The following is a 17,149-nucleotide window of genomic DNA, read 5'->3' on the forward strand; positions in this document are numbered from 1 at the left end:
CATGACGAACGCGAACAGTCCCGAGACGAAGAGCCCCGCCGGCCGGAGATTCCTGCGCTGGCTTCTCTTGATCCTGCTGCTGGTGGCTGTCGCCTGGTTCGGCTGGGTCTATCGTGAGATCAAGTTCACTGCGGACATAGACAACGCGCAGACCGCCGATGCGATCGCCGTATTCGGCGCAGCAGAGTACGCCGGACGCCCCTCCCCCGTGCTCCACGCACGACTGGACAAGGCCGTAGCGCTGTATCAGCGCGGCATCGCTCCGGTGGTCGTCACGCTGGGCGGAGGAGGCGACAAAGACTCCGGCAACACCGAGGGCGGCGTCGGACGCGACTATCTGCTTGCCAATGGGGTGCCCTATGACAAGATCATCGCCGAGACGGAGTCCTTCGATACCGAGCAACAGGTAGAGAATCTTGCCCTGATCGCAGAACGAGAGCACTTTCGCCACATCGTCGTCGTGAGCGACGGAACGCACCTGTTCCGCATCGCCCTGCTCTGCCGTCGCGCGGGACTGCAGGTCTACACCTCGCCCCGTGCCCCCCTCGGGCACATCGACGAACTGGACGAAGCCCAGCGAATCATGCACGAGATGCTCAGCTACACGGCCCTGCGGTTCGGCCTGCACGCCAGCTGGATGCATCGCTGGCTGAACGGCAGAGCCGACTAGTCTCCCAAGCCCTTAGCGCGTTTGCTTTTGTTTTAGCCTTTGCCTTTCTTGTTGTCATTCCCGCAGGGAATCTGCTTCCCGTTGCCTCAGAAGCCCGGGCGATCTTTTCTTCCTCTATTCCTCCCGATGCAACGTCCCAAAGACCCGATCCCAGATCGTCGTATAGAAACCAAAGTTATACCGAAGATCGGCATGATGCCGCGCATGAAAGGAGCTGGTTCCTACCTGCTGTATCAGCGGATGCCGCATCCATGTCACAGGAAAAGGTTCCACCCCGGCATGCCCCAAAGTCCCCCAAAGAATATTCAGGCTCAGATAAACCAGGATCGCCACAGCCGATAGGTGAAAAAGTAAAAGCGCGGAGAGAAGCAATGCGCCAAATCCGATCACTTCAAACGGATTCAATACAAACAGGCTGATCGGATTCATCGACTCATGCGTGTGGTGCGTCCTATGAACGATCTTGAAGATCCCCGGATGATGAACGACACGATGAGTCACATACATCCCCGCATCCATGTAGAACAACAGCAGCAGAGTGTCGAAGACGATTCTAGGCCACGACGGAAAAGTGATATGGATCCATCCGGCCTTCCATAGAAACCACCCGGCAATAGAAACACCCGCATTCAGCAAGACGCAGCCAAATGCAAGATAGATATCGTGCGCGATGAGCGGCTGTGACGCAGCAAAGACCGTCCGTTTGCGGAAACAATAACCAAGCAACCAACAGCCGGTAATACTCGCAACGGCAATCCCCAAGTTACTCAGGACGCTGAAGAGCACCCATGATGCCCGACTTTGGAGATAGAACCAGTCATACAGAGTCTTCACAATAGGCTCATCCTACGGAATCGACCTTACTGCCTGCAAAATTTAAACGCCGCACCTAGACACTTGGAACCCTCTCTGAATCGTGCAGAGAGGCAGTTGCTGTTGCTTTTCTGGTTGTCATTCCGAGCACAGCGAGGAACCTGCTGTCTCCCGTTCTTTGTTCGTATCGCCCAGGGACACGTGAGCTGAAACGCAGGATAGGTTTGAACGAACACACAACGCTTGTGGTCGTACTGACAAAAAGCGGGGGCAAAAACAAAGGCAACCTACCTCCACGGTTTAGGAGATGGATCTAACCTCATCTGAGCCTTCGGCGCGTCGATGCCATAGTCGGGCTTTGTTATGGATACGGTGGGAAAGAGATTCCTCCCGCGATGCTTCCTATCCTGGCCCATCACCGAGAAAAGTATTCAGCGTCTTCTCAGCGATGGGCCAGTACCGAATAACCTCTGTCACCCCAAATCGTCGTCCGCCACCGCCGCCGGAACGCCGCCCTCGCGACGCATCTTGAGATACCCCCGAATAAAAGGCTCTAGCTCGCCATCCAGCACCCGATCGACGTCACCGACCTCTACGCGTGTCCGCAGGTCCTTGGCGATGCGATACGGCTGCAACACATAGCTGCGAATCTGCGAGCCAAAATTAATCTCCAGTTTTGAGTCTTCCAGCTTGCGGCTGACAGCCTTCTTTTTATCGAGTTCGTACTCATAGAGGCGAGACCGCAGCATCTTCATCGCCTTCTCTTTGTTCTTATGCTGCGAACGCTCATTCTGGCAGCCCGCAACAATACCCGTCGGAAGATGCGTGATGCGCACGGCAGAGTCCGTCGTATTGACGTGCTGGCCACCCTTGCCGCCCGAACGATAAGTATCGATACGCAGGTCGTCCGGCTTAATGTCGATCACGATGGAATCGTCGATCTCAGGCGAGACAAAGACGCTGGCAAAGCTTGTATGGCGGCGCTTGGCCTGGTCAAACGGAGAAATACGTACCAGCCGATGTACCCCCGTCTCACCCGCAATTAAGCCGAAGGCAAAGTCACCCGTAATGGTAAAGGTCGCGGACTTGATGCCCGCCTCATCCCCATCCTGGAGTTCGTTGATCTCGGTCTTGAAGCCCTGCCGCTCTGCCCAGCGCAGGTACATGCGCATCAGCATCTCGGCCCAGTCCTGGCTCTCCGTTCCTCCGGCTCCCGGATGCACCGTAACAATGGCATTCAGGGTGTCGTTCTCTTCCGAGAGCATGGTGCGCGATTCCAGGGCTTCGGAGAAAGCTACCAGGGAATCGATCTCACGCTTGAGGTCCGGTTCAACCGAGGCTTCGCCCTCACGCATCAGGTCAAAATAAGCGTCGATGTCCTCGCCGCGACGTGCCAACTCCGCATCGTCGGCCAGTTGCGACTCAAGCCGTTTCCGTTCGCGCATCAACGGCTGCGACTTCGCAGCATCGGCCCAGACCGCCGGATCGGCGATCTTTTCTTCTATAACGGCAAGCTCTTTTTTCAGGCGGGGCGAGTCAAAGATACTCCCGCAGGTCGCGTACTTTCTCACGGACCGGGGAGTAAGCAAATTCAAGATCATTCAACATAAGAACTAGTTTACTGCTCTTCGCCCCATAAAACTCATAGCCAGCATCGCGGCGCTTACCAGGGCACATATCCAGGCAAGCCAATCGCCATGCCTGGTATAGAAAGTCAGCCCTTCCCTATAGCCAAAAGCGACCTCGATCGAGCCCCGGATATGGCGTGGCATACTCGCCGTAATACGGCCATAGGGATCGATCGCGCCTGTAAGTCCGGTATTGGTCGCGCGTAAAACCCACCGGTTATTTTCAATCGCCCGCATCCGAACCATATCCAGATGCTCCCAGGGAGCGCTTGTATCGCCATACCAGCCATCATCCGAGATATTCACCAGCACCTGAGAACCGTCACCGACAAAGCGACGGATATCGTCACCAAAGATCGACTCGTAACAGATGAAGACACCATATTTCTTGCCTCCGGTGTCGAATAAGCTCCGCTGCAATCCAGGCACGAACAATAGATCATCCAGCAGATGACCCACGAAGAAAAATAACGGCTTATAAGGCGTGTATTCCCCAAAGGGCACGAGATGCATCTTGTCGTAGCGCCCGGCACGGCTTCCGTCGGCAGCAAAGAACGTCGAAGAGTTATAGACATGCCCAAGGCCATCGCTATCGCGCGGCGCCAGGCTTATATCGTTCACAATCACCGAAGTACCAGAGCGCCTGGCTACCTCGCCCATGGCCTGCAGAAAATAAGGATCACCGTCCCTAAATGCTGTCGGAGCCTCGGGCCAGACAATCATATCCGGCTTTGGAGAAGAATTCGCCGCCCCACCGTGAATTCCCGGAGTGAACTGAGGATGCAGACTTAGATCCGTAAAAGAGGCTAACATCTGCGGTTCCGTCTCTGGAGTCGCAGGTGCTTCCGCTCCGATTCCGAGGTTCTCCTGCAATAAAACAGCTCGCGCAGTCGCCTCTGAACTGGCTGACGGCGACCGATGTCCCGCAACCAATGTTGTCACAATCGTTAACACGGCTGCGAATATTGGTCCGGCATAGGAATTTTTACCCTGCCTCGGGAAGACTCGCGATACCCAGAGAATATTGACCAGCACAATAACAAAGGACAGACCGAAGACGCCTGTCCACGGGGCTAAACGGGTAACCGTAAGATTGTCGACCTGGGTATAACCCAACAGATCCCAGGGAAATCCCGTGATACGAGCCCTGGCAAGTTCCACGCCCACCCATACGAACGGCACGATCCAAAGTACTGTCTGCGGCGAAAATTTGCGGTGCAGAAGACCCACCAGCCATCCAAATAGTCCGTGATAGAGACCGACATATAACGAAAATAAGACCAGAATTCCGAACGCCGCGGCACTGGGAATGCCCCCATAAAGATGCATGGTCCGGTAGACCCAATAGCAATTTCCCATGTACCAGAAGAAGCCACAGATATAACCGAGAAGCGCTGTTTGAGCGGGTCTCAAGCGATTTCCATGAGTATCTTTACCCAGCAGCGCCATGAGCAGAGGCACCAGGCAAAACCAGCAAAAAACTCTACGCCAGGAAGGTACAGGTCCTGAAATAGGAAACGGCAGCACCTGCAATAACGACGATAGAATCGTGAGTGTCCAGAGACGTAGAGGGATAGTCCGCATCGGTTTCGAGTCTAGCACTCAGAGTACGAGCAGACTGTCACGGGATTATTACGGCTTAGCCACACGAAGAAGAGGCGAAATAAGAACCAACTTATATGCGCCTTAGCGCTATCTCATACGTCAAAACAGAAAGAAGATCGTAATTTATCGATTGCAATTGTAGAATCGAAGACTATATGGTGTAAGTCCATCGCAGTTATTTCTAGCAACAGATACGATGGAATTAGAAAGAATGAATGGAGATTTCAAAAATGGACTTCAATCGCATTGTGTCGGAGCTGGACGCTGAGATAGCACGACTGCAACATATTCGCTCTGCCCTTACGGCAGGTGCCGGGACAAGCACCGCTACCTCCAGCGTAGCCCCCACCGCTCTCGCCAAGAAGTCGGGACGTGGCCGTCCCAAGGGCAGCAAAAATGCTCCCAAGCCCGGAGCCGTCAAGGCCGCACAGGTAGCAGCACCGAAGCCCGTTGCCGCAAAGGCCGCCAAGAGCGCAGGCAAGCGCAAGCTGAGCCCCGAGGGCCGCAAGCGCATCGCCGAAGCCATGAAGCGCCGCTGGGCTGAGCGTCGCAAGGAAACCGCGAAGAAGTAGTCTTTCCATCCAGATTGGAACTACAAAGAGAGAATGGAACCTGAAGACTCAGGCTCCATTCTCTCTTTGTAGCGTTGGCGCTATCTCCAATCTCATGGCCACCCAGAGCTAGAAATCGATGTCCGCGAAAACTATAGGGCTGAAGGCCTGATCTGTGAGTCGATCAGGCCTTCAGCCCTAAGTTTGTATTTATTCTCATTCCAGCCCAGACGACATCGCAGCTTCAGCGCTGAGTACGTACTAGCTCCGAAAATGAGTTTCCCTGGAGGACAAGAAAAACGAAATGATCGCACGGCCACGGATTCTGGACACGTCGCAAGCCATTACTAATGGATTGCAATCACTTCGCGCACATTATCCTTGCCCAGAAAGAAGCGCACCCTGCTGTATCCCTCCAGAAACTTCTCGATCTGGCGGGTTTGATAGACCGCCTGCACCGGAAAATTCCCTGAATTCAGCACGATCAGGTTCTCGCTATCCGTGAGCTGATAGCGGGAAAAGGCAGTCCCTGGCCCGTCAAGACGGCCATGAAAGAAAGCCAGCAGGCTACCATCCGGGCGAAGCACCTGGCGCAGCCGCTGAAATAAAGCCGGAACCAACTGTGGTGGCAGGTAGTTTGCGGTATCCCAGAGAAGAATGACATCGAAGTCTCGCTGCGAAAAATCGAGGTTGGCGGCAACAAAGGCGTCCGTATCGAACTCCGGCTGGCTTCCCTTCTTCGCGTCGGCCTCAGCCGGCTTCAACCATTCCGGCCGAGCCGCATCCTGCACGATATTCGACATATAAACGCTATGTCCCAGAGAAGTCAGGTAGTTGATATTGGCTGGCGAGGTCGCGCCAAAATCGAGTACCCGCAGAGCTTCACTCGCCTTCATCAGCGTGAGAATATCGTTCCAGCCCCGAGAATGACGCGTCGAACTTTCTCCAGTCCCATTGCCACCGGAGTCCTTACCTTTTTTGAAGAGGTCAAACATGGCTAGCTTTCCAGAGTCGAAAAGACTCTCAGGCTTTTCCTTCCGTCAGCGTAACAGTGCCTTTCACAAGCCCCGTCGTTTCATTAAACTTTATGGCGTGACCGCTATCCCCTAAGGGTTACAGTAGCACTGAGCCGAACTATACCCAAGCAAATGCGGAAGTACAATCACCTTCCGCCCAAACTTATGCGTCTAAGGTTTACAGCGAGGCTTCTGCAGATTGAGATTTTTGACACGACTTTCATTGCCGCAGGTGGAATCCGGAAGCTTTGCGACAATTTTGCTTCTGTTTTGCAGCGCAACTCTCCCTGCTTGCCTATCAGGCATAGCAACCCAGGCGTTCGCACAAAATCAGACCTCAGTAGCGCTTCCTTCTGAGCCCCCACGGTTCTGGATCGAGCAGGCAGCAGCCAATGAGCAGCACATCATCGAAGCTGACGGCACCTTCCCGCTACGCTACCGTCAACGCAAGGTCGACGCCAAAGGCGACACCACGCGCGAGATCATCGAAAGCCGGGAGGGCGCTGTTGCGCGACTGATCGAGCGGAATGGACAACCCATCACCGCCAGCGAAGACACCGGCGAGCGCCAGAGGCTGACGGACGCGCTGGCCTCTCCAGCCGACTTCATCAAGCATCACAAGCGTGACTCCGGCACACGCTCCGACGTTCTTAGCCTGGTCCGGCTGATCCCGCAGGCCATGACCTTTACCTATGTCCCCGGACAGCCGCAGCCCCAGAACGCAACCTCGCGGCAGATTGTGATCGACTTTCAGCCTGATCCCAAGTTCAAGCCACCGACCATCCTCTCCAGCGCGCTTACCGGCCTTGCGGGCCGGTTCTGGATCGACGAGAGGACCCACCAGCTAACGCGTGGCGAGGCGCATGTTCTCCATACCGTCGACTTTGGCTGGGGAATACTCGGCAGCATCCATCCGGGCGGCACCGTGGAGTTCGAGCAGGCCGATGCCGGCAGCGGCCGCTGGGTCTACTCGCATGTGGATGCGCATCTCGTCTTTCGCGTACTGGTCAAGACCGTACCCGAGAACACGCTGATGACGAACACAAACTTCCGCCAGCTACCGGCACAGATCTCCTATCAGGATGCCATTCACATCCTGCTGGCGATGCCCATTCCCCTGAAGTAGAACAACGCCTACAGGCTGCGCCACCGCACGGTAATGGCCTCGATGCGATCGCGCTGAACTTCAAAGCCGCGGCCCGGCGTCGTGGGCACAGTGATCTCGCCCTTCGCGCTCACCGTCACCTCCGGCTCGATAATGTCCTGCGCCCAGTACCGCTTTGAGGCAGACACATCTCCCGGCAACAAAAAGTTCGGCAACGACGAGAGCGCAATATTGTGCGCGCGGCCGATCCCCGTCTCCAGCATGCCCCCACACCACACCGGGACACCGAACTCCTGGGCCACATCATGCACGGCAATCGCTTCGGTAAATCCGCCGACACGGCCCACCTTGATGTTGATGATCTTTCCGCTGCCCAGCTCCAGCGCCGCACGCGCATCGCGGCCATTGCGAATGCACTCGTCTAAACAAATCTTTGTCTGAATGCGCTTCTGCAAGTTCGCATGAAAGTAGAAGTCGTCATACCAGAGCGGTTGCTCGATCATCAGCAGGTTGAAGCGATCCCACGCGGCAATCTGTTCGGCGTCGCCGAGCCGGTATGCCGAGTTCGCATCGCAGCTCAGCAGAATATCAGGCCAGCGCTTGCGCACCATCTCAAAGATCTTGTCGTCCCAGCCCGGCTTGCACTTCAGCTTGATGCGCTGATAGCCCGCCGCAACCTCGGTCTCGATCTTCTCCATCAGCTTCTCAGGCGTGGGCTGTATCCCGATCGACACACCACAGGGAATCGTCGTCTGAGTACCACCCAGCAGCTTCGCCAGGGGAATGCCCTGCCGCAGCGCATCGAGCTCCCACACCGCGTTCTCCAGCGCCGCCTTGGCCATGCGATGGCCACGCACCTGCTCGAACAACGCCGGACAGTCGCGCCCATTGGAGATCTCCTGGTTCAGCAACCGTGGCGCAAGCTCTGTTTCGGTGATGTGCCAGGCCGTATCGACCATCTCATCGCTAAAGTAGGGATGCTCTCCCGCGACGCACTCACCCCAGGCGCTGAAGCCCTCGGCTTCGATCTCAATCAGCAGAATGCGGCGGCCCGTCGTGACTCCAAAGCTGGTCTCGAACGGAAAAGCGAGGGGCATGTTCACCTCGCGCATATGAATCGCGTCAATCTTCATCGTCTTCTCTCCTGCACATCAAACCGCTCAATACAGATGCTGTTCATTCCAGACACCCAGCAAAAATCGGCCATCGCCTTTTGCCGTGCGCTCATACCCAAGCACGGATAGCCCGCGTGCAAAGGCCGACTCCAGCGCGTCCGCATTACGTGACTGGACCTCACGCGCAGCATCGCGCTCGGTAGTAGAAGCCTTCCAGTCATAGATCTCCGCCGGCACTTCTACGTACTCGGTAGCCTCTATCACCGGCGCTTCCCCCGCCAGGACACGCGTCACACGCTCCGAACGCAACCACCATTCCGCATAGACGCGATCCGTGGGCAGTCCCCCTTGCAACGGCGAACTGGAGGGTCCATAAAAGTCGCGCTTATAGCGCCGCGAGATAGCTCCCAGCTTGGAGATATTCAGGTGCGCATTCTTAATCTCCAGCGGATCGAAGGTCCATTCCATCAACTCAAAGCCACGAGCCAGGGCATCTTCCCGCTGGGCAAGCTTGAGCTGCCGCCCGATCCCCGCATTGCGATACTCCGCCAGCACCCCCACCATGTGTGAGTGCAGATAAGGATGGCCATTGCGATACGCTGGCAGCCCCATCGCAAAGCCCACGATGCGGTCCCCGTCGAACGCTCCCAACACCTGACCGCCAATGCGCGAAGCGATCAGAAACATGCGGCGCGGAATCAGATCGCCTTCACTGTAGTTCCAAACTGCAAGTTGCAACTCTACGCAGCGATCGAACTGCTCTAACTCCGTAAGGGATTCAATATGTATTCGTGCCCCTGTCTGTTTCACTCCGTCCAATCCTTCGTCTCCTATGCTTTCGCTTCAGCAACCTTGGCCTGGGCCCACAGCCGTTCTAACTCGTCCGGCTGCATGGCTTCCAGCACGGCAGCCCCACCGGCCTCACGCTCCATCGCCGCAAAGCGTGCGCGAAACTTCGCATTGCTGCGCCGCAACGCCGACTCCGCATCCACCTTCAGATGCCGCGCCAGGTTCATCGCTGTAAACAACAGGTCGCCAAACTCCGCCTCGACATTCTCGCGATGATTCGCCTCGACCTCGACCATCAGCTCCGCGATCTCCTCGTCCATCTTTGCAAACAGCCCGGAGCTATCCGGCCAGTCGAACCCGACCTTCGCCGCCTTGGAGCCCAGCTTGCTCGCTTCCAGCGTTGCGGGCATCGAACGCGGAACATCGTCGAGCATCGATTCAGCCGCTGGCTTGGACTTCTTCTCTTCGAGCTTGATCTGCTCCCAGTTACGCAATACAGCATTGGAATCCGCAGCTTCAACGTCACCAAAAATATGAGGATGCCGGCGGATCAGCTTCGCATTCAGGTTCTCCGCCACATCGCGCAGATCGAAGTGCCCCGCCTCGCTCGCCATTTGCGCATAGAACAGCACCTGCAGCAGCAGGTCTCCCAGCTCATCCTTCAAGTCAGGCCAGGCACGCCGCTCAATCGCGTCGAAGACCTCGTAGGTCTCCTCCAGCGTGTGCCGCTTGATCGTGTCGAAGGTCTGCTCACGGTCCCAGGGACATCCGTCCGGTCCACGCAACCGTGCCATAATCGCGGCGGCTCTCTGCAGGGCAGCAACCGTCTCCGCCAGGGTCTCTTCTCCGCCAATAGGCTTCAGCTCATCCACATATTCCAGCTTACTTGAGCCGGGACAAAGTGATAGCATCCTGCCCATGTCCCTTCCCACCCCGCAAAAGGCTAAACGCACCGCCTGGTGGGTCGTCGTATTGCTGGCGCTCCCCTACCTCGGACTCTGCTTTCCGAAGCTCTATGCCCGCGCCACGCCCACGCTCTTCGGCTTTCCGTTCTTCTACTGGTACCAGTTCGCGTGGGTTGTGCTGACGTCTTTCCTGCTCTATCTCGTCTACCGTCAACTCAAGTCACGCTAGGCCCGCGCATCCTTCGCTGCCGCCGAGCGTCCAATGAGATTGCGCACGAATCACCGCACGACGCTCTAAACTTGTCATAGCCCATGGACCTCTTCGAAAAAATCCGGACGCTGCCCACCGGCGCGGGCTGCTATCTCTACAAGAACGCCGAAGGCGAGGTCATCTACGTCGGCAAGGCGAAGAACCTGCGCGCCCGGGTGCGCAGCTACTTCCTCGAGGCCAACCAACTCGCCAGCGCCAAGACCGGCTCGCTCATGCGCGAAGCCGTGGACATCGAATACATCCTCGTCGCCAACGAGCGCGAGGCCCTGGCCCTCGAAAACAACCTCATCAAGCAGCGCAAGCCACGCTTCAACATCCTGCTGCGCGACGACAAGACCTACCCCTACATCAAGCTGACGCTCACCGACCGCCACCCCAAGGTCTTCGTCACGCGCAAGCTCCGCAAAGACGGCTCCGCCTACTTCGGCCCCTACTTTCCCGGCAACCTCGCCCACCGGCTCGTCGACGTCATCCATCGCAGCTTCCTCATCCCGAGCTGCAAAGTCGATCTCAACCGCTATCATCCGCGCGCCTGCCTGCAGTACTACATCAAGCGCTGCCTCGGCCCCTGTGTCGAAGGCTTCGTCTCCACCGAGGAGTACCGGCAGGCCATCCGCGACGTACAGCTCTTCCTCGAAGGCAAGCCCAGCGAGCTCGAAGCCCGCCTGACCGAGCGCATGACCGCCGCCGCCGAAAACATGCAGTTCGAGCTCGCCGCACGGCTGCGCGACCAGCTCATCACCGTCAGCCAGGCCCAGGACCGCCAGCGCATCGCCTCCACCGACGACGAGGACGCCGACGTCTTCGGCTTCCACTTCGAAAACGACATGCTCGCCGTCAACCTCTTCCACATGCGCGCAGGCAAGATCGTCGACCGCCGTGATCTCTTCTGGGAAGACCTGCCGGAGCTCGATCTTCCCGCCTCTCTTCGCAGCGAAGAAGTGGAGCCTGAACTCGAACCCGATCCCTCCGTACCAGCACCAGAGATCACCGAAGACAACTCCATCACCGAAGAGCACTCGATCGTCGCCTCTCCCTTTGAAGCCGACCAGCCACATGGCGAAGTCATCGCCGAAGCCTGCGACGAACCCACACTCGCAACTCGCTACTCGCAACTCGCTGCTGGAAGCCCCTCTCAAAGCACCTTCTCCCCAGCCGCCTTTTTCTCCGCGCTGCTCAAACAGCTCTACCTCGACCAGGGCTACGTCCCCAAACACATCTACGTCCCGGTAGACTTCCCAGACCGCGTCCTGCTCGCCGAGATCCTCCGCGAGCGCACCGGGCACAAAATCGAGATTGCCGCACCGCAGCGTGGAGACAAGCGCTCCCTGGTCGATCTCGTCTGCCAGAACGCAAAGCAGTCCTACGACCAGCGCTTCCGCGTCCTGCAGCCGAGCATCAAGAACATGCAGGAGGCCCTGCAGGAAGCCCTCACCCTGGCCGAGCCCCCCGAGCGCATCGAGTGCTTCGACATCTCGCACATCCAGGGTGCAGAGACCGTCGCTTCCATGGTCGTCTGGGAAAAGGGCGTGATGAAGAAGGCGGACTACCGCAAGTTCCAGGTCAAGACCGTCACCGGTGTCGATGACTTCGCCTCCATGCGCGAGATCATCCACCGCCGCTACAAACGGCTGAACGAAAACAAGGAACCTCTCCCCTCCCTCATCCTGATCGACGGCGGCCTGGGCCAACTACACGCCGCCGCGCAGGCTCTCACCGAGATCGGCCTCACCACGCAGCCCCTCGCCTCCATCGCCAAGCGCGAAGAGATCATCTACGTCCACGGCCAGGAAGACGACCCCGTCGTCCTGGATCGCCGCAGCCCCGTGCTGCACGTCATTCAGAAGATCCGCGACGAGAGCCACCGCTTCGCGGTCACCTATCACCGCAAGCGCCGCCAGATGCGCGACCGTACCAGCGAACTCGACGATATCCCCGGCGTAGGCACGATCACCCGCCAGCGCCTGCTGGAACACTTCGGCTCTGTCCGTGCACTCAAGCAGGCCGCCGAAAAAAATCCCGATGCATTGCTGTCCGTAGTCAATAAGGCGACTGCAGAAAAGATCAGACAGTTCTTTACCGAAGAAAGAGAGCTTGAGGCCGGCACGGAGAAGCTGACCCAGATTTCAACGAACTCTTAGAGCATTGTGGTCTGAAAGGCTGCAACGAACTGTATTCCTGGCACATGGATTCCAGCTAACTGCGCATCACCGGTCAGAAATAAATCCATCCCTGCGGATGCGGCACAAGCCAAGTGAATCGAATCAGCAATCTTTAACTTTCGTTTTGCACGTAAATCAGCAAAAGTAGGCACGGCACCGGCATCAAAAGGCAATCCAGTGAAACCCATCTCTTCTGCGACGGCTTGAATAGCTTTGCTCTTCGACGGAAATGGCGATTTCTCCGCACCGGCGAGCACCTCACCCAAGGCAAGATGGCTTGTATAAAGCTTGTCGCCTCGCTCAAAGGAACGCTGCAATAAATACCTGCATCGTTTGAAGTACTGAGGGTGGTTCTCAACGAGATAAATAAACAACATGGCGTCCCAGAATACGCGGCTCATGCAGCCTGCTCTTCATCGGATCGGACCCACTTGATGAAGGCTTCGCCTCCTCCATATTCCGCAAGTTCATCTTTCAAAAGACCTCGTAGCTTCTCCGTCAATCGAAAGGCTCGCTGCTCAGCCGTCTCGACTTTCGGTTTAGCAGGCTTCGGTCCTTTTTTTGCTCCGGCAACACGATAATGAACCACTACTGTTGTGCTTTTTTTTGAAGCAGGACCGTCAACCCTCAGCACTTCCAACCCATTATCGCGAAGAAAACCTTGGGTCTGGATAGAGGTACAGAAGGGTGGAGTGCGCTGAGCAGTAGTAATCCCTTCCGCTTCAGCCTCATCCATGAGATCACGGACTGCAATCGAAAACTGTCGTTGCCCGGCGCGAAGTGCTGGTTCTACGTGCTTCTTTTTCGCAATGCTGCGTATCTTGCTCGCCAAATCCATAGGGCCTCCACAACTGTCACTCTATGACAGTCAATGAAAACTGTCAAAGCTCCAACCATCCACAGGTTCTCCGCAGCAACGTCTCGCTCTAGTTACTGGCCTCACGTTCATCCTTGCAGTACGTCGACGACATGCGCCCGCTATCGTTCCTTGTCCTCTTCACACTCACCGCTCCCCTCATCGCACAGGCACCCCTCCACCAGCAGCTTGCAACGATAGCCAAGGACGCACACGGACAAGTCTTCGTCGCCTGTTCGCTTCCCGGCGTCGCACTCGATTGCAATCTCAACCCGCACGGCCACCCACCGATGCAGTCGACCTTCAAGCTGCCCCTCGCCGTCGCGCTCCTGCAACAAGTGGAGCGCGGCAAACTCAAGCTCGATCAGCCGATTCGCTTCCTTCCCTCGGACCGCTATCCCGGCACCTACAGCCCGCTGCAGGACGCGCATCCCGAGGCCAACGTCGATGTTCCGCTACACGACCTGCTGCAACTCTCCGTCGGAGAATCCGACAACACCGCCACCGACATCCTTCTCCGCCTCATCGGCGGCCCGCAGGCAGTACAGGAGTCGATGAACAAGCTCGCCCTGCCAGCCATCCATGTTCGCGACAGCGAGCGCGGTCTGCACGACGACTTCCAGGCACAATATCGCAACGACGCAGAGCCCGCCGCGATGGTCACCCTCCTGCGCATGCTGGCGGACCACTCGCCCCTCAGCGCGGAGCACACCGCGTTGCTCAACCGTTGGATGACCGAATCCTCAACCGGCCCTCACCGCATCAAGGGACTGCTGCCGGCCGGAACGCCGGTCGCGCACAAGACCGGAACCTCCGGCGAGCACAACGGCCTCGCGCCAGCGACCAACGATGTAGGACTTATCACGCTGCCCAACGGCCAGCGTCTTGCCCTCGCCATCTTTGTCACCGATGCCCACGCCGACGAGACCACGCGCGACGCCGTCATCGCACGCATCGCCAAGGCCATCTACGACAGTGCCCTCGCAAGTCGCTGAGCTTACTCCGAAGCCCCGCCGCCAAACGTATTGCAGCTAGCCGGATCACCACTGCTCAGCCCGGCATTGAACCACTTCTCTCGCTGTGCGCTCGATCCATGCGTCCAGCTCTCCGGGCTCACCGCGCGTCCGCTCATCTTCTGCAGATGGTCGTCACCCACCGCAGCAGCCGCACTTAGAGCTGCTGCAATATCACCGTTCTGCACAATCCCACGCTGCTGCGCCGAGTGCGCCCAGACTCCCGCGTAGCAGTCCGCCTGCAGCTCCGTGTCCACCGAAAGATGTCCCCGCTGGCTCGGCTCCTGCTGCGTAAGACGCTGCACCTTGGCCTCTGTTCCCAGCAGCTTCTGAATGTGATGTCCAAGTTCATGCGCGATCACATACGATTGCGCAAACTCCGCCGTGCTTCCGCCAAAACGCTTCAGGTCGTTCCAGAAGCCGAGGTCGATATAAACCTTCTCGTCCGCCGGGCAGTAAAAGGGCCCAGTCGCAGCCTTCGCCGTCCCACAGCCGGAGTAGGTCGGTCCGCGAAAGAGCACCAGCTTCGCATGCCGATACGGCTTCCCTTCCTTCTGGAAGATCCCCGTCCATGTCTTCTGGACATCGTCGAGCACAAAGGAGATCAGATGGGCGTCACGATCTCCCGCCTCCCGCGTCTGCGGCGCCACAGACTGCGTCGGCTGCATCTGCTGTGTCGGTGGCATACCGCCTCCGCCTCCATGCAGAAACGATCCCAGGAAGTTGCGGCCGGTCACCAGACTTATCACCAGCAGGATGAGGAAACCGACGATTCCGATCCCTCCACCGCCGCCTCCAAAGCCAAACCCACCACCGCCTCCGCCGCCCCCCGAATCGTCCCGGCGGTCCTCAATATCGCTGCTCATTCCTCCCGGCGTCCACTCCATCGTCTCTTCGCTCCCCTGGGTCTTTGCCCCTTAGAATGTCATGCGTAGCTGGAAACCAATGTACTGGAACTTTGTGGCATTTGCTGGCGTACTCTTGTCCAAAGCAAAAACCTGGCCCCCTATGACCTATACAACGCCCGATACAATCATCGTCCGCCCAGCCGACCCCACACTCCGTGAAGCCCTACGCCTTGCAGCAATCTTTGCTGCCATCAAGCTGCTGCTCCATTTTGCGTTGACCCTATGGACACAGCACCTCGGCTACAGCTACTTTCGCGATGAGTTCTACTACATCGTCTGTGGCCGGCATCTTGCCTGGGGCTATGTCGATCAAGGCCCTATCGTCGCGGTACAGGCCCGGCTGGGAGAGCTCCTCTTCGGAGACTCACTCTTTGCCATCCGCATCCTTTCGGCACTGGCGGGTGCGGTCGCCGTCTTTCTCACAGGCCTGCTCACCTGGGCGCTCGGCGGACGACGTTCCGCCCAGGGCCTCGCAATGCTCGGCATCCTCGTCGCGCCGTGCTACCTCGCCATCGACAGCTTCCTCTCCATGAACTCGTTCGAGCCGATGTTCTGGGTCACCTGCATTCTCGCCATCGTGATGATGCTGCGGGGACATTCGCAGCGTACCTGGTGGATCGTGCTCGGCATCTCCGCGGGCCTCGGCTTGCTCAACAAGCCTTCCATGGTCTTCATCCTTGTCTCACTCGGCCTTGGACTGCTCTTAACTCCGCAGCGCCGTCTCCTCTTCACATGGCAGGCCGCGCTCGGCATCGTCCTCATGTTCGTGATCGTGGCCCCCAATGTTCTCTGGCAGGCCCACTATCACTGGCCTCTCCTGGAGTTCCTTCACAACGGTAAAGTTGGACACAAAACTCCCATCCTCGGGCCGCTCGCCTTCTTCGGAACCCAGATCACGACCATGCACCCGCTTACGGTCTTCCTTTGGATTCCCGGCCTCATCGCCCTGCTAAAAAGTCGATCTCTCCCCAACTGCCGCTGGCTCGGCTTCGCCGCAGTCCTCTTTTTTGCCTTGCTCCTGCTCATGCACGCCAAGGACTATTACGTCGTGCCGATCTATCCCGCTCTGTTTGCAGCAGGAGCCATCGCATGGGAGCGCTACTTTGCATCCCGGAGCTTTCGATCTCCGCTCGCCATTCCTCTCTACGAAACCTTACTGCTGATCACCGGCATTCTTATCCTGCCTATGGCGATTCCCGTCCTTGCACCCGACACATGGATTCGCTACACCACGGCAATGCACCTCCACGCCGACAAATTGGAGAGCGCCGAGACCGGCCCGCTGCCCCAGCTGTATGCAGATCGCTTCGGCTGGCAGCAGGAGGCCGATGCCATGGTGCGAGCCTATCGCTCCCTCTCCCCCACGGATCAAAAGAACGTCTGCCTCTTCGGCAACAACTACGGTGAAGCCGGGGCCATTGATTTTCTCGGCAAGCAGGAAGAACCAAATCTACCCCCTGCCATCAGCCCCCATAACAATTACTGGATGTGGGGCCCGCATGGCTGCACGGGACAGCTGCTCATTGCCGTCAGCGACGCTACACCCGAGCAACTGACGCATAAATTCGAGGACGTCACAATCGTCGAACACATGGATAACCCTTTCGCCATGCCCTTCGAACACAAGACCGTCTATCTCCTCCGCAACAGGAAGCCAGGCGTTCCTCCCTTTGATTGGGCAGCGATGAAGTTCTATTTCTAGCCGCTCTTTCAGACCACCGCACGCCTTCTGATACTCTCCC

17 protein-coding genes are annotated in these 17,149 nt (G+C 57.7%); 7 read left to right on the forward strand and 10 right to left on the reverse strand.

What is annotated here, in order from left to right:
• The first annotated feature begins 1 nt into the window (after position 1).
• Entirely contained in the window at positions 2-670 is a 669-nt protein-coding gene (locus tag ACIX8_RS13495; protein ID WP_014265903.1) for a YdcF family protein, read from the forward strand.
• Between the two features lie 114 nt (positions 671-784).
• Here the strand turns inward: ACIX8_RS13495 and ACIX8_RS13500 are convergent, their stop codons facing one another.
• The 3 genes from ACIX8_RS13500 to lnt form a co-directional block, all read right to left on the reverse strand.
• Entirely contained in the window at positions 785-1,504 is a 720-nt protein-coding gene (locus tag ACIX8_RS13500; protein WP_014265904.1) for a sterol desaturase family protein, read from the reverse strand.
• Positions 1,505-1,956: 452 nt separating this feature from the next.
• Positions 1,957-3,091, reverse strand: a protein-coding gene (gene prfB / locus ACIX8_RS13505; protein WP_014265905.1) for a peptide chain release factor 2 whose coding sequence is annotated in 2 segments (ribosomal slippage) — positions 1,957-3,021 and positions 3,023-3,091 — 1,134 coding nt in all. Because the reading frame shifts where the segments join, the coding sequence is not laid out codon by codon here.
• A gap of 5 nt (positions 3,092-3,096) precedes the next feature.
• On the reverse strand, positions 3,097-4,695 hold the full coding sequence (gene lnt, locus ACIX8_RS13510; protein WP_150110601.1) for an apolipoprotein N-acyltransferase: 1,599 nt from the start codon (positions 4,693-4,695) through the stop codon (positions 3,097-3,099).
• A 236-nt stretch (positions 4,696-4,931) separates the two neighbouring features.
• Here lnt and ACIX8_RS13515 point away from each other — a divergent pair, with 236 nt between their 5' ends.
• Positions 4,932-5,288: a hypothetical protein gene (locus ACIX8_RS13515; RefSeq protein WP_223295332.1), complete on the forward strand. Its 357-nt coding sequence runs from the start codon at positions 4,932-4,934 to the stop codon at positions 5,286-5,288.
• A gap of 326 nt (positions 5,289-5,614) precedes the next feature.
• Here ACIX8_RS13515 and ACIX8_RS13520 read toward each other — a convergent pair whose 3' ends face one another.
• Positions 5,615-6,262: a class I SAM-dependent methyltransferase gene (locus ACIX8_RS13520; RefSeq protein WP_014265908.1), complete on the reverse strand. Its 648-nt coding sequence runs from the start codon at positions 6,260-6,262 to the stop codon at positions 5,615-5,617.
• Positions 6,263-6,491: 229 nt separating this feature from the next.
• On the opposite strand from ACIX8_RS13520, the gene ACIX8_RS13525 reads away from it, so the two are divergent.
• Positions 6,492-7,409 (forward strand): hypothetical protein, encoded by a 918-nt coding sequence (locus ACIX8_RS13525; protein WP_150110602.1) that lies wholly within the window; start codon positions 6,492-6,494, stop codon positions 7,407-7,409.
• An 8-nt stretch (positions 7,410-7,417) separates the two neighbouring features.
• On the opposite strand, the gene menC is transcribed toward ACIX8_RS13525, so the two are convergent.
• From menC to mazG, 3 genes are read right to left on the reverse strand one after another with little or no spacing between them, the layout of a single operon-like run.
• Positions 7,418-8,521 carry an o-succinylbenzoate synthase gene (gene menC, locus ACIX8_RS13530; RefSeq protein WP_014265910.1) on the reverse strand — a complete coding sequence of 368 codons (1,104 nt, stop codon included), beginning with the start codon at positions 8,519-8,521 and terminating at the stop codon, positions 7,418-7,420.
• Positions 8,522-8,548: 27 nt separating this feature from the next.
• On the reverse strand, positions 8,549-9,313 hold the full coding sequence (locus ACIX8_RS13535) for a GNAT family N-acetyltransferase (protein ID WP_223295558.1): 765 nt from the start codon (positions 9,311-9,313) through the stop codon (positions 8,549-8,551).
• 20 nt (positions 9,314-9,333) lie between these two features.
• Complete coding sequence (mazG, locus tag ACIX8_RS13540; protein WP_014265912.1) at positions 9,334-10,203, reverse strand: nucleoside triphosphate pyrophosphohydrolase; 870 nt, start codon at positions 10,201-10,203, stop codon at positions 9,334-9,336.
• A 7-nt stretch (positions 10,204-10,210) separates the two neighbouring features.
• On the opposite strand from mazG, the gene ACIX8_RS13545 reads away from it, so the two are divergent.
• Positions 10,211-10,426 carry a DUF3311 domain-containing protein gene (locus tag ACIX8_RS13545; protein ID WP_014265913.1) on the forward strand — a complete coding sequence of 72 codons (216 nt, stop codon included), beginning with the start codon at positions 10,211-10,213 and terminating at the stop codon, positions 10,424-10,426.
• 83 nt (positions 10,427-10,509) lie between these two features.
• A complete protein-coding gene (gene uvrC / locus ACIX8_RS13550) occupies positions 10,510-12,609 on the forward strand; it encodes an excinuclease ABC subunit UvrC (RefSeq protein ID WP_014265914.1) in 2,100 nt (699 codons plus the stop codon).
• Here uvrC and ACIX8_RS13555 read toward each other — a convergent pair.
• Positions 12,606-13,031, reverse strand: coding sequence for a type II toxin-antitoxin system VapC family toxin (locus tag ACIX8_RS13555; RefSeq protein WP_014265915.1), 426 nt, complete (start codon positions 13,029-13,031; stop codon positions 12,606-12,608). The genes uvrC and ACIX8_RS13555 overlap by 4 nt on opposite strands.
• Complete coding sequence (locus ACIX8_RS13560) at positions 13,028-13,468, reverse strand: hypothetical protein (RefSeq protein WP_014265916.1); 441 nt, start codon at positions 13,466-13,468, stop codon at positions 13,028-13,030. Before ACIX8_RS13560 ends, ACIX8_RS13555 begins: the two co-directional genes overlap by 4 nt.
• A gap of 131 nt (positions 13,469-13,599) precedes the next feature.
• Here ACIX8_RS13560 and bla point away from each other — a divergent pair, with 131 nt between their 5' ends.
• Complete coding sequence (gene bla, locus ACIX8_RS13565) at positions 13,600-14,481, forward strand: class A beta-lactamase (protein WP_014265917.1); 882 nt, start codon at positions 13,600-13,602, stop codon at positions 14,479-14,481.
• Between the two features lie 2 nt (positions 14,482-14,483).
• Here bla and ypfJ read toward each other — a convergent pair whose 3' ends face one another.
• Positions 14,484-15,386 carry a KPN_02809 family neutral zinc metallopeptidase gene (gene ypfJ / locus ACIX8_RS13570; RefSeq protein WP_014265918.1) on the reverse strand — a complete coding sequence of 301 codons (903 nt, stop codon included), beginning with the start codon at positions 15,384-15,386 and terminating at the stop codon, positions 14,484-14,486.
• A 121-nt stretch (positions 15,387-15,507) separates the two neighbouring features.
• On the opposite strand from ypfJ, the gene ACIX8_RS13575 reads away from it, so the two are divergent.
• Positions 15,508-17,109 carry an ArnT family glycosyltransferase gene (locus ACIX8_RS13575; protein WP_044178648.1) on the forward strand — a complete coding sequence of 534 codons (1,602 nt, stop codon included), beginning with the start codon at positions 15,508-15,510 and terminating at the stop codon, positions 17,107-17,109.
• The last annotated feature ends 40 nt before the right edge of the window (positions 17,110-17,149 follow it).

Origin of the sequence: Granulicella mallensis MP5ACTX8, from assembly GCF_000178955.2 — a bacterium.
In the GTDB taxonomy this organism is placed as follows: Bacteria; Acidobacteriota; Terriglobia; order Terriglobales; family Acidobacteriaceae; genus Granulicella; species Granulicella mallensis.

What these genes read in the sequence shown, in the direction of transcription:
- ACIX8_RS13520 (WP_014265908.1), bottom strand. Translation starts at nt 6,262, where the DNA reads ATGTTTGACCTCTTCAAAAAAGGTAAGGACTCCGGTGGCAATGGGACT.
- menC (WP_014265910.1), bottom strand. Translation starts at nt 8,521, where the DNA reads ATGAAGATTGACGCGATTCATATGCGCGAGGTGAACATGCCCCTCGCT.
- uvrC (WP_014265914.1), top strand. Translation starts at nt 10,510, where the DNA reads ATGGACCTCTTCGAAAAAATCCGGACGCTGCCCACCGGCGCGGGCTGC.
- ACIX8_RS13560 (WP_014265916.1), bottom strand. Translation starts at nt 13,468, where the DNA reads ATGGATTTGGCGAGCAAGATACGCAGCATTGCGAAAAAGAAGCACGTA.
- ypfJ (WP_014265918.1), bottom strand. Translation starts at nt 15,386, where the DNA reads ATGGAGTGGACGCCGGGAGGAATGAGCAGCGATATTGAGGACCGCCGG.
- mazG (WP_014265912.1), bottom strand. Translation starts at nt 10,203, where the DNA reads ATGCTATCACTTTGTCCCGGCTCAAGTAAGCTGGAATATGTGGATGAG.
- ACIX8_RS13575 (WP_044178648.1), top strand. Translation starts at nt 15,508, where the DNA reads ATGACCTATACAACGCCCGATACAATCATCGTCCGCCCAGCCGACCCC.
- ACIX8_RS13495 (WP_014265903.1), top strand. Translation starts at nt 2, where the DNA reads ATGACGAACGCGAACAGTCCCGAGACGAAGAGCCCCGCCGGCCGGAGA.
- bla (WP_014265917.1), top strand. Translation starts at nt 13,600, where the DNA reads ATGCGCCCGCTATCGTTCCTTGTCCTCTTCACACTCACCGCTCCCCTC.
- lnt (WP_150110601.1), bottom strand. Translation starts at nt 4,695, where the DNA reads ATGCGGACTATCCCTCTACGTCTCTGGACACTCACGATTCTATCGTCG.
- ACIX8_RS13515 (WP_223295332.1), top strand. Translation starts at nt 4,932, where the DNA reads ATGGAGATTTCAAAAATGGACTTCAATCGCATTGTGTCGGAGCTGGAC.
- ACIX8_RS13545 (WP_014265913.1), top strand. Translation starts at nt 10,211, where the DNA reads ATGTCCCTTCCCACCCCGCAAAAGGCTAAACGCACCGCCTGGTGGGTC.
- ACIX8_RS13555 (WP_014265915.1), bottom strand. Translation starts at nt 13,031, where the DNA reads ATGAGCCGCGTATTCTGGGACGCCATGTTGTTTATTTATCTCGTTGAG.